Origin of the sequence: Pseudomyxococcus flavus (genome assembly GCF_050038885.1) — a bacterium.
GTDB lineage: Bacteria > Myxococcota > Myxococcia > Myxococcales > Myxococcaceae > Myxococcus > Myxococcus flavus.
The window spans coordinates 8,932,028-8,949,944 of record NZ_CP143624.1; the positions used below are offsets into that span (position 1 = coordinate 8,932,028).

The 17,917-nt window shown below is 71.7% G+C and carries 19 protein-coding genes; 10 read left to right on the plus strand and 9 right to left on the minus strand.

Annotated features, from left to right (window positions below; translation table 11 throughout):
* Positions 1-41: 41 nt before the first annotated feature.
* The 4 genes from VZL07_RS36945 to VZL07_RS36960 form a co-directional block, all read right to left on the minus strand.
* Complete coding sequence (locus VZL07_RS36945) at positions 42-545, minus strand: DUF6232 family protein (protein WP_426752658.1); 504 nt, start codon at positions 543-545, stop codon at positions 42-44.
* Complete coding sequence (locus tag VZL07_RS36950) at positions 538-951, minus strand: DNA-binding response regulator (protein WP_426757452.1); 414 nt, start codon at positions 949-951, stop codon at positions 538-540. Before VZL07_RS36950 ends, VZL07_RS36945 begins: the two co-directional genes overlap by 8 nt.
* A gap of 120 nt (positions 952-1,071) precedes the next feature.
* On the minus strand, positions 1,072-2,430 hold the full coding sequence (locus VZL07_RS36955; RefSeq protein ID WP_426752659.1) for a sigma-54-dependent transcriptional regulator: 1,359 nt from the start codon (positions 2,428-2,430) through the stop codon (positions 1,072-1,074).
* Positions 2,420-4,537, minus strand: a complete 2,118-nt coding sequence (locus tag VZL07_RS36960; protein WP_426752660.1) for an ATP-binding protein — start codon at positions 4,535-4,537, stop codon at positions 2,420-2,422. Before VZL07_RS36960 ends, VZL07_RS36955 begins: the two co-directional genes overlap by 11 nt.
* A 153-nt stretch (positions 4,538-4,690) precedes the next feature.
* Here VZL07_RS36960 and VZL07_RS36965 point away from each other — a divergent pair, with 153 nt between their 5' ends.
* From VZL07_RS36965 to VZL07_RS37005, 9 genes are all read left to right on the plus strand, one after another.
* Positions 4,691-5,374, plus strand: a complete 684-nt coding sequence (locus VZL07_RS36965) for a TetR/AcrR family transcriptional regulator (RefSeq protein ID WP_426752661.1) — start codon at positions 4,691-4,693, stop codon at positions 5,372-5,374.
* Positions 5,371-6,168, plus strand: coding sequence for a CoA transferase subunit A (locus VZL07_RS36970; RefSeq protein ID WP_426752662.1), 798 nt, complete (start codon positions 5,371-5,373; stop codon positions 6,166-6,168). Before VZL07_RS36965 ends, VZL07_RS36970 begins: the two co-directional genes overlap by 4 nt.
* Positions 6,165-6,905, plus strand: coding sequence for a CoA-transferase subunit beta (locus VZL07_RS36975; RefSeq protein ID WP_426752664.1), 741 nt, complete (start codon positions 6,165-6,167; stop codon positions 6,903-6,905). The genes VZL07_RS36970 and VZL07_RS36975 overlap by 4 nt, the downstream gene beginning before the upstream one ends.
* Positions 6,906-6,947: 42 nt before the next feature.
* Positions 6,948-7,985 carry an alcohol dehydrogenase catalytic domain-containing protein gene (locus VZL07_RS36980; RefSeq protein WP_426752665.1) on the plus strand — a complete coding sequence of 346 codons (1,038 nt, stop codon included), beginning with the start codon at positions 6,948-6,950 and terminating at the stop codon, positions 7,983-7,985.
* Positions 7,986-8,034: 49 nt separating this feature from the next.
* Positions 8,035-9,291: a hydroxymethylglutaryl-CoA synthase family protein gene (locus tag VZL07_RS36985; protein WP_426752666.1), complete on the plus strand. Its 1,257-nt coding sequence runs from the start codon at positions 8,035-8,037 to the stop codon at positions 9,289-9,291.
* A 165-nt stretch (positions 9,292-9,456) separates the two neighbouring features.
* Complete coding sequence (locus VZL07_RS36990; RefSeq protein ID WP_426752667.1) at positions 9,457-9,945, plus strand: Hsp20/alpha crystallin family protein; 489 nt, start codon at positions 9,457-9,459, stop codon at positions 9,943-9,945.
* A 172-nt stretch (positions 9,946-10,117) separates the two neighbouring features.
* Entirely contained in the window at positions 10,118-10,522 is a 405-nt protein-coding gene (locus VZL07_RS36995; protein ID WP_426752668.1) for a hypothetical protein, read from the plus strand.
* 101 nt (positions 10,523-10,623) lie between these two features.
* The gene (locus VZL07_RS37000) at positions 10,624-10,767 is read left to right on the plus strand and encodes a hypothetical protein (protein ID WP_426752669.1); all 144 of its coding nucleotides are present in this window, start codon (positions 10,624-10,626) and stop codon (positions 10,765-10,767) included.
* An 83-nt stretch (positions 10,768-10,850) separates the two neighbouring features.
* Positions 10,851-11,351 carry an SgcJ/EcaC family oxidoreductase gene (locus VZL07_RS37005; RefSeq protein WP_426752670.1) on the plus strand — a complete coding sequence of 167 codons (501 nt, stop codon included), beginning with the start codon at positions 10,851-10,853 and terminating at the stop codon, positions 11,349-11,351.
* Between the two features lie 12 nt (positions 11,352-11,363).
* On the opposite strand, the gene VZL07_RS37010 is transcribed toward VZL07_RS37005, so the two are convergent.
* From VZL07_RS37010 to VZL07_RS37030, 5 genes are all read right to left on the minus strand, one after another.
* Entirely contained in the window at positions 11,364-13,832 is a 2,469-nt protein-coding gene (locus VZL07_RS37010; protein WP_426752671.1) for a heavy metal translocating P-type ATPase, read from the minus strand.
* 71 nt (positions 13,833-13,903) lie between these two features.
* Positions 13,904-14,488, minus strand: a complete 585-nt coding sequence (locus VZL07_RS37015) for an HMA2 domain-containing protein (RefSeq protein WP_426752672.1) — start codon at positions 14,486-14,488, stop codon at positions 13,904-13,906.
* Complete coding sequence (locus VZL07_RS37020) at positions 14,485-14,754, minus strand: hypothetical protein (RefSeq protein ID WP_426752673.1); 270 nt, start codon at positions 14,752-14,754, stop codon at positions 14,485-14,487. The genes VZL07_RS37015 and VZL07_RS37020 overlap by 4 nt, the downstream gene beginning before the upstream one ends.
* Positions 14,751-15,971 (minus strand): hypothetical protein, encoded by a 1,221-nt coding sequence (locus VZL07_RS37025; protein ID WP_426752674.1) that lies wholly within the window; start codon positions 15,969-15,971, stop codon positions 14,751-14,753. The genes VZL07_RS37020 and VZL07_RS37025 overlap by 4 nt, the downstream gene beginning before the upstream one ends.
* 259 nt (positions 15,972-16,230) lie before the next feature.
* Positions 16,231-17,514 (minus strand): glycosyl hydrolase, encoded by a 1,284-nt coding sequence (locus VZL07_RS37030; protein WP_426752675.1) that lies wholly within the window; start codon positions 17,512-17,514, stop codon positions 16,231-16,233.
* A gap of 56 nt (positions 17,515-17,570) precedes the next feature.
* On the opposite strand from VZL07_RS37030, the gene VZL07_RS37035 reads away from it, so the two are divergent.
* On the plus strand, positions 17,571-17,897 hold the full coding sequence (locus VZL07_RS37035) for a serpin family protein (protein WP_426757453.1): 327 nt from the start codon (positions 17,571-17,573) through the stop codon (positions 17,895-17,897).
* Positions 17,898-17,917 lie beyond the last annotated feature (20 nt).

A 17,917-nucleotide genomic window follows, 5' to 3' on the forward strand; every position in this document is an offset into this window, starting at 1 on the left:
TAGAAACGAAGCGCCTCGGCGGGGCTGACGCGCCGTAGCGCTCAGCGCCGCAGGCGCGCCGCCACCGCCTCCTGGATGAGCCCCGACAGCCGGAGCGCGGCCTGCGCGTCCCTGCTGGTGTGCACGCGCCAGGCGCCAGCCCGGGTGTGGAGCACCAGCCGGTACGAGTCCTCGGCGAGGACGAGCCGGGCGATGCAGCCGAAGATGACCAGGACGACGGCGATCAGCGCCGCCTCGTAGAAGCCCCTGGCCGTGGTGCTGGACACGGACAGGGCCGACAGCGCCGGCAGCCCCACGCTCATGCACAGGCCCAGCGTGGCCAGCACCGGCACCATCCGCGGGGAGCGCCGCACGGACTCCACCCGCTGGACGTCCGCGAGCAGGTGCGTCTTCCCGCGCGCCACCACCCGCTCGGTGGTGACGAGCACCCCGCCGTCCTGGAACAGCGGGGCTTCGGCGGGTGCAGCGGGAGACACCAGGGCCGGCCGTTCCGGGAACGCGGGAGTGGCGGGCAGCGGCGCGGGTACGGCGAGTGGCTCAATCATGGGGTGACCCAGGAGACGGCGGCACGGCCCCGCCGGAAGAAATGAACGCGGCGGCGGACTGCGGCCCGGGGACATGCGCCAACAGCACCCGCCGCAGCTCCTCGAGCGGGCGGCCCAGCGCGAAGCAATCGCGGGCCCCCAGCCGCAGGGCGAGGCCCACCAGCCGCTCATCAGCGAAGGGGACCAGCACGATGACGGGCGCTTGGGCGGAGAGCTCCCGGGCGCGCTGAAGCTGGCGCTGGAGGCTCTCACCCCGCTCGACGTGCACGAGCACGAGGTCCGTTCGTCCATCCTCGGGCGCGCTCAGCTCCAGCGCGATGCCCAGCTCGGCCAGCACGTCCATCAGGAGCGAGCCGAGCGACGCATCCCCTCCGAGCAGGAGGGCACGGGCAATGGACGAAGACATCACGTTGGAACATCAAGCAACACCCATGCCCGCGGGCCTCGCCCCGGAAGCCACGCCACAGAAAGCGCGGACCGTTGCATCACGCCAGCCGGGCATGGCGGATTACCACGGTGTCCCGCCCTACCCGCGCTCGCGCTCCCGACGGTGGATGGTGGACACATCGATGCCGAGCACCTCGGCCGCGCGCGTCTTGTTGCCGCCGCAGCGTGTCACCATCCACGCGATGTACTCCGCCTCCAGTCGCCGCAGCGGCCACAAGGCGTGCTGCGCCATCACCAGCGGCTGCACCTCGGGCGACTCGGGCGGCAGGTGTGGGCGCAGGTCCTCCAGCCCCACGACCTCGCGCATCACCATGACGGCCAGCCGCTCTATCAGGTTCTCCAGCTCCCGCACGTTTCCGGGCCAGGGCAGGTTGGCCAGGGCGGCCACGGCCTCGGGCGCGAGCGACTGCATGCGGGCGCGCGGGTTGCGGGCGCGAGCGCGGGCCGTGAAGTGCTCCACCAGCAGGGGAATGTCCTCGCGCCGCTCTGACAGCGGCGGCAGGCGGAGCGTGACGACATTGAGCCGGTAGAAGAGGTCGGCGCGGAAGCGGCCCTCGCGCACGCGCGCCTCCAGGTCCTGGTGCGTGGCGGCGATGACGCGCACGTCCACCGTGCGGCTGCTGTCGGCGCCCACCGCGCGCACCTCACCATCCTCGAGGACGCGCAGCAGGCGGGCCTGGAGCTCCAGCGGCATGTCGCCAATCTCGTCGAGGAACAGCGTGCCCTGGTCCGCCTCCACGAAGAGCCCCCGGCGCGCGTAGGTGGCGCCGGTGAAGGCGCCCTTCAGGTGGCCGAAGAGCTCGCTCTCCAGCAGCTCGTGGGGCAGCGCCGTGCAGTTGACGGCCACGAAGGGCCCGGACGCGCGAGGCCCCTGGAAGTGCAGCGCGCGGGCCACCAGCTCCTTGCCGGTGCCGCTGGGGCCGCGTAGCAGCACCGCCGCATGGGCATGCGCGACGCGGTCGATGAGCTCGTACAGCTCGCGCATGACCGCGCTCCGGCCCACCAGCGCGCCCAGGCCGCTGCGCTCGGCGGCGGCCCGCCGCAAAGCCCGGTTCTCCGCCTGGAGCCGGCGCTCCTTCAACGCGCGCTCCAGGAAGACGAGCACCTCGTCCAGGCGGAAGGGCTTGGTGAAGTAGTGGTACGCGCCGCGCTTCATCGCCTCCACCGCGCTCTCCACACCCCCGAAGGCCGTCATCATCAGCACGGGGATGTCGGCGTCGAGCGCCCGCACGGCCTCCAGCACGTCCAGGCCATCCACACCCTCCATCCGCATGTCGCACAGCACCGCGTCGTAGGTCTGCGCGCGCGCCATCCGGATGGCCTCCTCGCCGCCCGTGGCCAGGTCCACCGTGTAGCCGGCGTCCATGAGGGGCTCGCGCAGCATGAGCCCCATCTCCACGTGGTCATCGACCACCAGGATGCGTCCCTCAACCGACATTCCGCTCCTCCGTACCGGGCTTCGCGCTGGGCCACCACACGGTGACGCAGGTGCCTCGCCCCTCCTCGCTCTCCAGCTCCAACCGGCCGCCATGGTTGCGCACGACGTGGGCCACCATCGTCAGGCCCAGGCCGGTGCCCTGCCCCCGCTTCTTGGTGGTGAAGAAGGGGTCGAACACCTGATTCAGGTGCTCCCGGGGGATTCCACAACCGTCGTCCCGCAGGGTGAGCACCACCTGCCCCCACGCCTCCGTCCCCGAGCCGTCCGGCGCCGCCGCGGACAGCGCCACCCGGCCGCCCTCGACACAGGCATGGCAGGCGTTGAGCGCCAGGTTCACCAGCACCTGCTGGAGCTGGTCGGGGTCGGCGGCCAGCGGCGGCAGCGACTCCGGCACGTCCACCTCGAAGCGCACCCGGCGCCGCTCGACCTCCACGCGCAGCAGCTCGTGGACGTCGCGCAGGATGGGGCCCAGCGGCACCGGCCGCACCGCCGTGGGCTGCAATCGCGAGAAGTCCAGGAGCTGGCGCAGCGTGCGGCTCACCCGGTCGATCTGCTCGATGATGACGGCGATGCCGGGCCCCTGGGGGTGCTCGCGGCCCAGCTTGCCCAGCACGTACTCCGCCCGGCCGCGCACCACGCCCAGCGGCGTGCCAATCTCGTGCGCGATGCCGGCGGCGAGCACGCCCACCGTGGCCAGCTTCTCCGCGCGGAGCAGCTGCGTCTCCAGCGCGCGCACGTTGCTCAGGTCCTCCACCACCAGCAGCGTCTGCACCTCCGGATGGCGCGCCTCCAGCGGCACCGCGTGGAGGTTGAAGCGGCCCTCGTCGCCGAAGAGCACCAGCGTCTCACCCAGCACGCTGTGGGCCCGCGACTCGCTCGCGGCGGCCGCCACCAGCGCGCGAATCCGCGCCACCACCGGCGCCGGGGCCTGGGGGAAGGCCGTCTCCAGCGGCCCGCCCACGGCATCCGGCGGCATGCGCGCGCGCAGCACCTGGTTCACCGCGCTGATGCGCCCGTCCACCGTGAGCGCGAGCACACCGGAGGGAATGTGGTCCAGGATCTTCTGCGTCTTGTCATGCAGGTGCGCCAGCTGGTCCGCGTGCTGGCGGCTCTCCCGGAGCGCCACCGCGCGGCGCTGCGCCAGCACCACGTACACGGCGAAGGTCACCAGGAAGAGCGCCACCAGCAGCGCCGCGGCGAGCAGCCGCCAGATGAGCGCCTGCTGGTGCGCGCGCAGCGTGGCGGTGGACACCAGCGTGGCCGCGGCCCAGTGGCTGCCGCCCCGGACGCGGATGGGGGTGAAGACGGCGATGGCCTCGGCGTGCCCCAGCCCCAGCCGCTCGGCCTCGTCCGCGCGGAGGGGCAGCGAGCCCCGCTCGCCCTCGCGCATGCGCGCCGCCAGGGCCGTGAAGCCCGGCACCAGCGAGCCCTCCACGTCCAGCCGCCGGAACCAGTCCGTCAAGGTCGCGTCGCTGGCGGAGCTGGGCTGGCCATGCGAGCCCAGCAGCAGCAGCCGCGCCTCGGGGTCCGACGTGACGATGCGCAGCGGCATGAAGAAGGACGCCGTGTCCACCAGCACCGCCACCGCGCCCGCCGGGCGGCCCGTGTCGTCCGTGGGCAGCGCCGTGGCCATGACGCGCAGCCAGTCCGAGCCTCCGTCCTCCACGGGCGGTGAGGTGGTGATGTCCCCCGGCGGACGCGCCAGGGCCTGCCGGGCCGCGTCCGCCATCTGCGCCAGCACCGGCGCGCGCGCCACCTGCTTTCCCATGCGCCGGTCCAGCATGCGCAGCCATTCCCGGCCGTTCGCGTCGTACGCGATGATGACCTTGTACTGCCCCACCGCCTCCAGCAGCGCGCGCAGCTCGCGCCGGTGCTCGGCGAGCGTGCCCGGCTGCGACATCAGCTCCCCCGCGAAGCGCAGGTCCTCCGCCACGTCCTCCAGCGTCTCCGCCACACCCCGCGTGGCCTCGTCGAGCTGGGCCTGACGCTCCACCGCGAACTGGCGCGTCTGGGCTTCCCGGTTGCGCTCGAGCAGGGTGAAGACGCCCACGCCCACCGTGGTGAGCGCGGCGCAGAGAACCAGGATGGGGACGAGCGCATACCGCATGTGCCGCCGAGTTTAACGCTCAACGTTTGCCCAACCCCTTGAAATAGCAGGGAAATCGGGACGCCTCCCCACCTGGGGGCCGAGCTTGCTGATTGACACTCCGCGTCGGACACTGCTACCTACCGGTCGGTAGGTCTTGAAGGAGGAGCACACGTGACGAACACCGGAGGACGGAAGCCGGACGAGGGCGAGCGCTACCGGGCCATCCTGGAGACGGCGGCGCGGCTCATCTGTGACCGGGGGTACGAGGGCACGTCGATGCAGGAGATTGCGGCCGCGTGCCGCATGACGAAGGCGGGCCTCTACCACCACATCCAGAACAAGGAGCAGCTGCTCTTCGCCATCATGAACTACGGGATGGACCTGTTCGAGGAGCAGGTCCTCTCGCGCGTGCAGGACATCCCGAACCCGGTGGAGCGGCTGCGCGCGTGCATGCGCCACAACATCCTGCTGGTGACGCGGGGGTGGAGCAAGGAGGTCATCATCATCCTCCACGAGCACGCCACGCTCACCGGTGAGACGCGCGCCTTCATCGACGCCCGGAAGAAGCGCTACGTCGACTTCCTGGAAGAGGCCTTCGCGCAGGCCTCGCAGCAGGGCCTCATCCGTCCCGTGGACCCGACGGTGGGCGCCTTCTCGTTCCTGGGCATGGTGCTGTGGGTCTACAAGTGGTTCAAGCCGGACGGGCGCCTCACGGACGAGCAGATCGCCGACGGCATGGTGGACCTGCTGTTCCCGCCCCTCGTCGCCGCGGACAGCGCCGGGCAGCCCGGCTCCGCTTCCTTGCGCATGGTGCCGCGCGCGCCCGTCACCGGGACGGATTCGGAGGGCGCATGAAGACGGCGCGCTGGTGTTCGCTGGAAGAGGCGGTGGCCTCCATTCCGGATGGCGCGTCGCTGGCCACCGGGGGCTTCATGCTGGGCCGCGCGCCCATGGCGCTGGTGATGGAGCTCATCGCCCAGGGCAAGCGGCGGCTGGGCCTCATCTCGCTCCCCAACCCGCTGCCCGCCGAGCTCCTCGTCGCCGGAGGCTGCCTGGAGAAGCTGGAGATTGCCTTCGGCGCGCTGAGCCTGCAGGGCCGCGTGCGCCCCATGCCGTGCCTCAAGCGAGCCATGGAGCAGGGCACCCTCTCCTGGCGCGAGCATGACGGCTACCGCGTGGTGCAGCGGCTGCGCGCGGCGTCCATGGGGCTGCCCTTCATCCCCGCGCCGGACGCGGACGTGTCCGACCTGGCGCGCACCGAGCCGCCGCCCACGGTGGTGGACCCCTTCACCGGCCAGCGCGTGGCGGTGGAGCCGGCCTTCTATCCCGACGTGGCGCTCATCCACGCGCGCGCCGCGGACGAGCGCGGCAACCTCTACATGGAGGACCCCACCACGGACCTGCTGGTGGCGGGCGCGGCGAAGCGCGTGATTGCAACGGTGGAGGAGCGCGTGACGAAGCTGCCTCGCGCCACCCTGCCCGGCTTCCAGGTGGACCGCATCGCCCTGGCGCCCCGGGGCGCGCTGCCCACCGGCTGCGCCGGCCTGTACCCGCACGACGACGACATGCTGGCCCGCTACCTGGCGCTGGCCGAGACGGGCCGCGAGGCGGAGTTCCTGGACGCGGTGCGGACGCGGAGGGCGGCATGAGCGCGGCCCTGGACATCACCCCGGCGGAGACGGTGGTGGCGCTGCTGGCGCGGCAGATTGACGACGGCGGCGTGGTGGCCACGGGCGTGGCCTCTCCGCTGGCCATCCTCGCCATCGCCGTGGCGCGCGCCACCCATGCGCCGGACCTGACGTACCTGGCCTGCGTGGGCTCGCTGGACCCGGAGATTCCCACGCTGCTCCCCTCCTCCGAGGACCTGGGCTACCTGGACGGCCGCTCCGCGGAAATCACCATTCCGGACCTGTTCGACCACGCGCGGCGCGGCCGGGTGGACACCGTCTTCTTCGGCGCGGCGGAGGTCGATGCCGAGGGCGCCACCAACATGACGGCCAGCGGCAGCCTGGACCAGCCGCGCACGAAGTTCCCCGGCGTGGCGGGCGCGGCGACGCTGCGGCAGTGGGTGCGCCGGCCGGTGCTGCTGGTGCCCCGGCAATCCCGCCGCAACCTGGTGCCTGAGGTCCAGGTGGCCACCACGAGAGACCCGCGCCGGCCGGTGACGCTCATCTCCGACCTGGGCGTGTTCGAGCTGGGCGCGGGCGGGGCCCGGCTCCTCGCGCGCCACCCCTGGGCCACGGAGGCGTCCATCGCCGAGCGCACCGGCTTCGCCTTCCAGGTGCCCCAGACGCTGCCTGTCACGGAGCTGCCGGATGCGCGCACGGTCGAGGCCATCCGCGCCATCGACCCGCGGGGCTACCGCGATGCCCTGGTCGGAAGCTGACGTCTGTCTCGACACCCCTTCTTGGATGCACGGAGAACCCTGATGAAAGCCGTCGTTCTGCGCAGCTTTGGTGAAGCGGGCAACCTGAAGATGGAGACCGTGCCCATGCCGCGGCCCGGGCGCGGCGAGGTGCTGCTCCGCGTGCACGCCTGTGGCGTCTGCTACCACGACGTCATCAACCGGCGGGGCAACCTGCCTCGCACCAGCGTGCCCGCCATCCTCGGCCACGAGGCCGCGGGCGAGGTCATCGAGGTCGGCCCGGACACGCCGGGCTGGAAGACGGGCGACCGCGCCGCGACGCTGCAGCGCATGTCCTGCGGCGAATGCGCGCTGTGCAAGAGCGGCCGCAACAGCCTCTGCAAGACGGACAACCGCTTCTTCGGCGAGGAGCTGCAGGGCGGCTATGCCCAGTTCATGGTGGCGCCCGTGCGCGGGCTGGGCCGGGTGCCCGCGTCCCTGCCGTGGAACGAGGCGGCCACGGTGTGCTGCACCACCGGCACCGCGGTCCACACCGTGCGCACGCGGGGCCGGCTCCGCGCGGGCGAGACGGTGCTCATCACCGGCGCCAGCGGCGGCGTGGGCCTGTCCTCCGTGCAGCTCGCGCGGCTGGACGGCGCGCGCGTCATCGCGGTGACGTCCAGCGAGGCGAAGGTCCAGGCGCTGAAGGAGGCGGGCGCGGACGAGGTCATCGTCTCGCGCGGCCTGGACTTCGCATCCGAGGTCCGCAAGCGCACCCAGGGCGCGGGCGTGGACATGGCCGTGGAAATCGTGGGCAGCGCCACGTTCGACCAGACGCTGAAGTCCATGGCGCCGGGCGGCCGCGTGGTGGTGGTGGGCAACCTGGAGTCGGGGCTCGTGCAGATCAACCCGGGCCTCGTCATCGTCAAGGAGCTCGAAATCCTGGGGGCCTACGCCACCACCCAGGCGGAGCTGGACGAGGCCCTGCGCCTGACGGCCACCGGCGGCGTTCGGCAGTTCGTGACGGACGCGGTGCCCCTGGCCGAGGCGGCGAAGGCGCACTTCCGGCTGGAGAACCGCGAGGTCGCGGGCCGGCTGGTGCTGGTGCCCCCCGAGGCGTGAGCGAAGCGGCGGCTGGAATCCAGAGCACGACAAGGAATCGAGGACTCCGATGAAGAAGCGCGTGGGAATCGAAGCGTTGGCGGTCGCGGTGCCGTCCCGGTACGTGGACATCGAGGACCTGGCCCGGGCCCGGGGCGTGGACCCCGCCAAGTACACGGCGGGCCTGGGCGCGAAGGAGATGGCGGTCAACGACCCCGGCGAGGACACCGTGGCGCTGGCGGCCACCGCGGCCTCGCGCCTGCTGAAGCAGCAGGACGTGGACCCGTCGCGGATTGGCATGCTGGTGGTGGGTACGGAGACGGGAATCGACCACTCGAAGCCCGTCGCCTCGCACGTGCAGGGCCTGCTGAAGCTGCCGCGCACCATGCGCACGTATGACACGCAGCACGCGTGCTACGGCGGCACCGCGGGCCTGATGGCGGCGGTGGAGTGGATTGCCTCCGGCGCCGGCGCGGGCAAGGTGGCGGTGGTCATCTGCTCGGACATCGCGCGCTATGGCCTGAACACCGCCGGCGAGCCGACGCAGGGCGGCGGCGCGGTGGCCCTGCTCGTGTCCGAGCAGCCCGACCTGCTCGCCATCGACGTGGGCCTCAACGGCGTGTGCACCATGGACGTGTATGACTTCTGGCGGCCCGTGGGCCGGCGGGAGGCCCTGGTGGACGGGCACTACTCCATCAGCTGCTACCTGGAGGCCCTGTCCGGCGCATACCGCGGCTGGCGCGAGAAGGCGCTGGCGGCCGGGCTGGTGCGCTGGTCGGACACGCTGCCGGGCGAGCAGCTCGCGCGCATCGCCTACCATGTGCCCTTCTGCAAGATGGCCCGCAAGGCGCACACGCAACTGCGGCTCTGCGACCTGGAGGATTCGGCGGGCACCGCGGGCTTGACGCCGGAGGCGCGGGAGGAGCGGGCGAAGTCGGCCGCGAGCTACGACGCCCAGGTGGCCTCGTCCCTGGGGCTCAACGCGCGCATCGGCAACGTGTACACGGCGTCGCTCTACCTGGCGCTCGCCGGCCTGCTCCACCGCGAGGCCGGCGCGCTCGCGGGCCAGCGCATCGGCCTGCTGTCCTACGGCAGCGGCTGCGCGTCGGAGTTCTACTCCGGCACGGTGGGCGAGAAGGCCGCCGAGCGGATGGCCCGGGCGGAGCTGGACAGCGTGCTCGCCCGCCGCGAGCGGGTCTCCATCGAGGAGTACGAGCGGCTGATGAAGCTCCCGGCGGACGCGCCCGAGCCAGTGGCTCCAGCCCCGGGCGCGTTCCGGCTGACCGGGATTCATGACCACCGCCGCCAGTACGCCGAAGGGGCCTGAACCCGCGCCGGGCGGCCATCCCAGAAGCGCGACGGGGCACCGGAGTCCTGCCCGGTGCCTCAACTCCCGCCAGCACCTCCCTACCGTGTGTTTCGAAGCCCGTGTGGTGACCTCCGTTCCCCGCGGGCCGCGTCGAATCCGAAACGGACGAAAGGAGAAGGAACCATGGCGGACTTACCTGCCCGGAGAGGCGGAGGCGTGATGGGGCCTCAGCGCGGCTGGGACCCGTTCGAGCGCATGCAGGAGCTGCTGGGACTCGACTTCGGCCGGATGCTCGTTCCCCCGGGTGCACGGGAGGGCGGCTTCGTCCCCGACTTCGAGGTGAAGGAGACCAAGGACGCCTTCATCTTCAAGGCCGACATCCCCGGCGTGGAGGAGAAGGACCTGGAAATCACCCTCGCGGAGAACCGGCTCACCATCAGCGGCAAGCGCGAGGAGGAGAAGCGGGAGGAGAGTGACCGCTACTACGCCTACGAGCGCAACTACGGCTCCTTCAGCCGCACCTTCACGCTGCCCCGAGGCGTCAACTCGGACGACGTGCAGGCCGACTTCAAGAACGGCGTCCTCAACGTTCGCATCCCCAAGAAGACCGAGGACCAACCCAAGCGCATCAAGGTCGGCGGCGAGCGCAGCGGCGAGAAGGCCAAGGCCTGACGCCCGAGCCGCCAGGGCCCGGTGGGGCCCCTGTGGGTGAGCACGACGAATCGAGGCGTTAAGCCAGACGCTTCGTTCCCGAGCCTCGGGCGCGCTCGCCGCGGGGGCCTGGCGCCTTTCCCGCCCGGTGCGCATTGCGGCGGGTTCACGGGCGGCATATACAAGCCCCACCGTGTCTGGTCTTTCGCGAATCCTCGCGCTCGCGTTGTTGCTCCTCTGGCAAGCCGTGGCCAGTGGCGCCGCGGGGCTGGGGCATTACTGCGAGAAGCAGGTCCAGACGCGGTCCAGCGTCTGCAAGTGCCCGCACGGGGCCATCCACTCGGAAGCCGCCGCACGCGGCGAGCCCGTGCTGCACGCGCACTGCTGCGACGCGCCCCACTGGGACCTGCCCGCGCCCACCGAGGCGGGCTCCGCCAGCCACGCGCCCCTCATCTCGGCCCCTCATGTCCTGGTGCCAGCCGCCTGGCTGCCCGGCCCGCCTGTCGCGAACACGCCGCGGTCCGCGTTCGCGCGCAGGGACGCGCCCCAGGGCCAGGGGCCACCTGTCTTCCTCCGCATCCGCACGTTGCTGATTTGAGCCGAGCGCCCGTTCGTTGACGCTCGATGCCGGCAGTCGTCCGTCCTCGAGCCCCTTTCGAATGCGCTGTTTTCTCAAATCAATGACGACGGAGTCGCGACGTGGACATGTTCTGGGAGCTGATGCTGGGAACCGTGGTGTTGACCCTCCTCATCGTGGTGGTGACACCGGCGATGTGGAGCTCGAGGCTCTACCTCCGCGAGAAGCTGAAGAAGGGCCCTGAACACCAGAAGCCTGACGCCTGAGCCGAGGGAGGCTGCTTTCGGGAGAAGCCGGCCGTGTTATGGGTTTGACACGACAACCGGCTTTTCCTGAAAGAAGGCTCCTCATGATGGGTCGTACTCCTGCCCTCCCCTTCGTTGCGTCCCTCCTCCTGCTGACCTCCGCGTGCGCGACCACCGGCGCGCCGCCAACTGAAGCGGACCTCGTCCAGCTCGTGAATGCGCAGACGGAGGCCTGGAACCGGCAGGACGCCAAGGCCTGGTCCAAGGACTTCGCGGCGGACGCCTCGTTCATCAACATCGTGGGAACCATCTTCGAGGGCCGCGACGAAATCGAGCAGCGGCACGCGGGCATCTTCGCCAGCATCTTCAAGGGCAGCCGGAGCCAGGTCACCGTGCGGAAGGTCACCTTCCTCCAGGACGACATCGCCATCGTCGACACCACGCACGAGGTCACCGGCCATCCTGGCCTGCCCCCGGGCGTGCAGGACACCGAGCCCGGCCTGCTGCGCACCCAGATGCGCTACGTGATGAAGCACGTGGATGGACAGTGGCGGATTCTCGCTGGCCAGAACACGGACGTGAAGCCGCGCCCCGCCGCCCCCTGACGGCGCGCCCGGTCAGTGCCCGGCGGCCACCAGGGCTACATGCTCCTGACGCCGGGCGGCGCGGGCCTGACGGAACAACGGGGCCAGCGCGGCGAAGCCCGCCACCACCGTGGAGCCGTTGTTCACCACCGCGGCGGCGGCAGGCGGCAGCCAGCCCAGGGCGGCTAGCACCATGGCCACGGCGTTGGGTACCAGCACCAGCCCGAGCCCCACGCGCACGCGGGAGAGCGTGTCCCTTCCCGCGGTGAAGGCCAGCAGCAGGTCCTCCAGGCTGCCCCGCAGCAGCACCACGTCCGCCGTCTCCAGCGCCACGTCCGTGGCGCCTCGCAGGGAGATGCCGACGTCGGCGAGCGCGAGCGCGGGCGCGTCGTTGATGCCGTCCCCCACCATGGCCACGATGCGCCCCTGCCGCCGGAGCGAGCGCACGTGCGTGGCCTTGTCCTCGGGGAGCAGCTCCGCGATGGCCTCGTCCACGCCCAGGCGGCCCGCGACCTCGGCCACGCGGGCTGGTGTGTCGCCCGATAGCAGGACGATGCGCCGGCGCCCATGCGCCTTCAGGGCCTGGACCACCCGCGCGCTCTCCGGCCGCAGCGTCTCCACGTAGACGATGCACCCGGCCAGCTCGCCATCCACGGTGACCCACAAGGTGGCGGCCCCGCTGTCCACGGGCCGGAGGAGGTTCGCGCAGCCCTGGGCCACGTCCACGCCCTGCTGCTGCATCCACCGCCCGCTGCCCACGCAGACGCGGCGCCCGTCCACCTGGGCACAGACGCCGCGTCCCAGCACGAACTCCTCCAGGCCCGCCTCGGGCTGCGGCACCACCACGCCCCGGACCTGGGCATGCCGCCGCACCGCCTCCGCCACCGGATGGGACTGGCGCAGCTCGGCCGCGGCGCTCAGGGACAGCACCTCGTCCTCGGCCCACCCCTTCGCGGGGATGACGTCCACCACCTCCGGAACGCCCAGCGTCAAGGTGCCCGTCTTGTCGAAGACGATGGTGTCCGCCTGGGCCAGCCGCTCCAGGTACTGCGCGCCCTTGATGAGGATGCCCTGGCGCGCGGCGAGCGTCATCGCCACCAGCGCGCTCGCGGGCACGACAATCCGGACACCGGTGCCAAAGTCGGTGATGAGGATGCTGATGGGCCGCGCCATCTCCCGCGTCCACAGGCCCGTCGCCAGGGCGAGCCCGAACGTGGGGAGCACCACGCCGTTGGCCACCCGGTCCACCCTTGACTGCAAGGTCATGGGCTTGGCGCCGGCGCCTTCGAGGATGTGGAGAATCTTGGACGCCGTGGTCTCCCCGCCCGCGCGCAGCACCCGCACGCGGAGGCTCCCCTCGCCCACGACGGACGCCGCCAGCACCCGGTCCCCCGCCTCGCGGACGCGGGGCTCGGACTCGCCCGTGAGGGCCTTCTCATCCACCCAGGCGGTGCCGGACTCCACCGTCCCGTCGGCCGGCACGCTCTCCCCCGAGTGCACGACGATGAGGTCGCCCTCCTTGAGCCGGTCCGCCCGCACCTGCTCCACGTCGCCGTCGGGCCGCAGCCGCCAGGCATGGAGGACCTCCAGCCGCATCAGCCGGGAGATGGCGGAGCGCGCCCGGTCCGCGCTGCGCTCGATGAGCAGGTCGCCGATGCCCAGCAGCCAGGTGATGAGCGCGGCCGTCTGCACCTGCCCCGTGGCCAGCGAGACGCCCACCGCCGCCAGGTCGAGCAGGTCCACGGTGATGCGCCGCTCCGAGACAGTCTGCAGGGCGCGCTGCGCCAGCGGCAGGCTCGTCAAGGCGACGCCCGCGGCCAGGACGGGCATGGGCGCCGCACGCATGACGCACGCGGCGAGCACCGCCGAGTTGAAGGCCGTGGCAACCCACTCCCTTCGCGGCGGCTCGGGCGCCGCCGGCCACGTGGCGGGCTCGCTGGCGCGCAGGGCCGCCACCAGCTTGTTCGCCTCCAGGACCTCCGGGTCGAACGCCACCACCAGCGAATGGATGGCGGGCGAGGCGCTCGACTTGTGGACCCCCGGCTGGGTCGCGGCCCAGGCCGCCAGCTTCAGGATGTCATCGTCCTCCAGCCCCCGGACCCGCAGGCGCAGGCGCCCGGGAAGCGCGTGCAGCACGTCCACCTGGAACGGCCTGGGCGGACGCTGATGCAGCGTGAAGGCGAAGTCCCGGACGCGCAGCGCGAAGGCGCCCGGGAAGCGGGGCGTCTCGCGGTAGTGCACCTTGACCAGGCCCGTGCTGCGCTGGCACGTGGCCACCTGGACCTCGGGCCGGGACTCGAGCCACCCGAGCAGCTTGCGCAGCGTCTCCGAGTCGTCCGCCGCGCCGCGGATGAGCAGGCGGCCCGGCGCCACGGCCGACACCCGGAGCGACGCGGACCGCCCCGTGCCTCGGACCTGCGTGTGACGCCCATCCAGGACGTCATGCGCCCGGCCCTTCCAGCCGCGCGCGATGCCACTCAGGAACTCCACCTCCGCCCGCATGAACGCCCCTCCAACGCCGATGCGTGTGTCCGTCCCCGGGCCCGACGGCACCGCGCGCCAGGCCCAGGGCGTCAGGCATGGGGCCTGGGCCGGAAGGCCACGGTCCCACTGACGCGCGCGGCGTCTTCCCGCTCCTGCTCATGGACCCCGTCGCGAAAGACGCTGTAGGCCCAGTAGAGGGCGTTGTCCCAGCGGGGCAGCCACCCCTTCTGCTTGGGGTTCGCCACCAGGGAGTAGACGCCTGTCACCGTCAACACCGCGGGAATCAGCTCGTACAGGCCCGCGCCGGTCAGCTCACGGGCCAGGCCGTCCAGCCACCGTGCGCCGTCGACGACGTGCTCGGCCGGCGGCTTGCGCGACCTCGCCATGGCCTGGGAATCGACGATGCCGTCCAGTCCCGCGGTGTCGACGATGGACGCGAGGAGCGACTCCACGTCGGCGATGTCCGGGCTGTACTCGATGAGCAGGCTGCCGGTGAGGGGCGAATGGACGGTGCAGAACACCCCCTGCGTCTCTCCCAGCTCGCCGCGCACGCGGTCCGCCACGTCCGAGGCATCACGGAAGCAGGCCGCGCGCACCCGAAGCCGGCCCGGGGAGTGGTGGACGAGCAACAGCCACTCCCCTTCGACGGCCCCCGTGTCCGGGTCGAGCCTCATGCGTGGCTCTCCCGGCCGTTCGCCACGGGACGGGCACCGTCCGCCGCGCGCCGTCCGTGGGACTGGTGGACGTCCGACCGGGACCTCGCCTCCGCGATGAGGTCGGAGAGGTACTCACGCTCGGTCGCGATGAGCCGCCGCGTCCACCCCATCAGGTCGAACGCGGCGGTCGCGACGGAGACAATGGCACCTCGCGAGGTGTCGACGGTGCTGCGCGCCATCCAACCCGTGGCGACGCCCGCCAGGAAGGCCGCCACCGTCTTCATATGGCCCCCGGCACGACCTGCGCATCCGCGCGAAGCCCCGCGTCCTGGGGCTCGTGCATCCGTTCGCCGCGCATCCGGTCTCCGGCCTCGGAGACCCTGGGCACGATGCCGTGCGAGCGGAACTGCTTCACCAGCGCCTGCACGTGCTCGCGCCGCAGCGGGCGGCCCAGGGCGCTGGCCGCCTGCCGCAGCAGCTGCCACTCCGCGCTCGAGGTGGACATGTCCACCGCGGCCATCACCTCCAACGCGTGCATGAAGGCGTCACGCGCCGGTTCGGCCACTTCGTGAAGCCGCTCGACCCAGGCGTTGTCGTCCTCGACCAGGCGCTCCAGCACCCGCGTGCGCGCCACGGACGGAATGCTCCGGAGCAGGTGGACCAGCATGACCGACTCCTCGGCACGCAGCGCCCCGTCCGCGTTGAACAGGAACCACGCGCCCTCGATGAGCAGCTCCAGGCACCGGGCGTCCTGGCTCCGCACCGCGGAGAAGGCGTCGTCCAGCGCACGGCGGTAGCGCGCATACTCCACCGCGGCATTCCCGAAGCGGCGGGTGTACCGCCAGCTCGTCACCGAGGACGTGGCCACCCCCACGAACGGGAGGATGTTCCGCAGCACACCTTCGCCCATCAGGCGGTTGCCGAGCCGCCGCTCCGCCTCCTCCGTATCCGCCGTCAGCATCCTGTTCACCAGCTCCGCGCCATGCGCGTCGCCGCCCCGCGCGGCGCCGAACGTGAGGGCATGGAGGTGGAGGAAATCCCACGGGTCATCCGGGTCGATGCGCACGCCGAACGCCGCGGCCACGTCGCACGTCATCCGGGCCTGGATGAGCGAGCGCAACATCGTATCCAGCCCCATGGCGGCCCCCGCCACGGGCACGGCGACCAGTGCGCCCAGCAGGCCGGTGTCCATGGTGAACACGGTCGCGCTGGTGGAGATCCCCGCCGCGCTGGCGCCCACCAGGGCCGCGTCCCTGCACGCGCGGCGGATGATGGCGTCCGTCTCGGAGGGCCGGAGGGCGCGGGCCCCCGCCGCGGTGGCGGCCTGCCGCGCCTCGTGGTGCCGCACATACGCGGTCACCAGCCGGGCGTGCCACGCGCCGGAGCGGATGTCTTCGAGACGAAGCTCCCGCCCGAGCTTCTCGGCGAAGTCTCGCAGGGGGTGCAGCGCGGCCGCCGACGTCGCGGCCTCTTCGGGGTGGAATGCAGCGGTTCGTGTCATGGGTATGCGTGCGGAAACGGCCGCCCGCGCCCGGCCTGGCGGGCACGGCACGGCACGGCACGGCCGGTGGGGGTATCCGATGTGGGCTTCCAGGCTTCGGGGCGCTCAAACTAGAGGGGCGAGCGCGCCTGGAGAACCGGTCCGGCGGGGCGAGCGCAACGCCGCCGGGTTGACGGCGGCGCGACTCCGCGGTGCGCCCCCACTCCGCTCAGCGCGAGGAGACCGCGGCACGCGCGGTGCGCGGAAGCACAACGCGCGCCTACGGCGCGGAACCTGCTTCCGGGGCGCCAGCGGGCAGCGAGAGGTAGTGCTCCCCCAGCTCCGTCAACGTCCCCGCGGCGCCCAGCAGGCTCGCGAAGCAGGGGTCGTTCGTCCACCGTCCGGTGAACCATGCATAGCGGAACACGTCCTGGCGCCGCTCGCACACGGCGACCATCTCCGTCATCTGCACGCGCTGCTTCGCCACCGAGTCAATCTGCGCGCCGTCGGGTTGGCTGTGGCAGTTGGCGAACTCGGTGACCCAGAACGGCTTGCCGTACTTCGTGAGCCGGTCCAGGTGGTACTCCAACCCGTAGTCGTACCAGTGGAACCCGAGGTAATCGATGTGAGGGTCCCGGTTGTCGTTGGCGGCGCGGTACGCGGCGTAGAACGCGTCCAGCCAGACAACCGGGTCTCCATAGCCCGCCATCGTGCCCCAGTTCATCGCGGGCCCCACCAGCTTGACGCCCGTGTTCCGGGCGACTTGCTCATAGCGGGGCCAGAGCTCCGCCGCGGCCTGCGGCGACATATTGGCCTGGTCCGTCAGGTTCGGCTCGTTGAGCAGCAACAGGTACTGGATGCGGGGATTGGCCCGGAGGATGGACTCGATGCGGGCCGCATCGAAGTTCCCGTTCCAGAGCATGGGGATGAAATCCATGCCGTACCGCGTCTCGTAATCCGACGGCACGCCGGGGTGCGGCGTGGGACTCCAGTTGTACCACCAGCTCACGCCTGGAGCGACGGCCGCCATGTCCTCGGGTGTCGCGAGGTCGAACGCCAATCCCCGCTTCGCGCTCTTGGTCGTGGGCACGCCGGCGTCAGGCACGGACGTCCCCGCATCCGCTTGCAGCTCCGGGCCCGGGCCGGGTGAATCGTCACTGCAACCCGCTAGCAGGAGCGCGGTGAACCCCAGGGAGACGAGCTGGCGCCGCATCAGACCTGACCTCCCGCGGGAGCCATCGGCGCCAGTGTACTGCGCTTGAACAGGGCCAGCAGTCCGGCGAGCAGCCCCAATCCGGGCGCGCCCCCCCAGCAAGGCCGCTCCGAAGATGGCCCGATTGTAGTCGTCGCCCGTGGGCGCTCCGGCCGTCTCCGGCCCTCCGAACATCCACGCCAAGGCGGACACGCCCACCGCCACCGTGACGACTCCGGAGATGAGCAGGTAGTGCTTCCAGGAGCCGTGCCCCTTGCGCATCGCAAGGAAGTGGATGAGGAGCGACACGGCGCCCACAAAGCCTCCACCGCAAAGCGCCAGCGCGAAGGCGCCGAGGATGATCATTCCCATGCCTTGGCATCCTAGCCCCGAGTCACGGTTTCGGACATGCCCCCGGCTTGCGCTACATGCGCCCGAGGCACGGATTTTCAAGACACGTCCAGGCAACACCCGACGTCGCCACGGCCTTGCAGGCGCTCGGCATGGTGGACGCCTTCACGCCGAACGCGGACTTCTCGGCCCTCTCGCCGCAGCGCCTCATGCTGGCCTCCGTGAGCCACAAGGCCTTCGTGTCCGTGGACGAGCGAGGCACGGAAGCCAGCGCTGCGACGGCGGTGGGTGTGTCGCCCATCTCCGAGCCCACGCCCGCCCACGTGAACCGTCCCTTCATCTTCGTCATCGAGCACGTGCCCACGCGGCAAATGCTGTTCCTCGGGCGCTTCGTGAAGCCGTAAAGCCATTCAATGGCGGCACA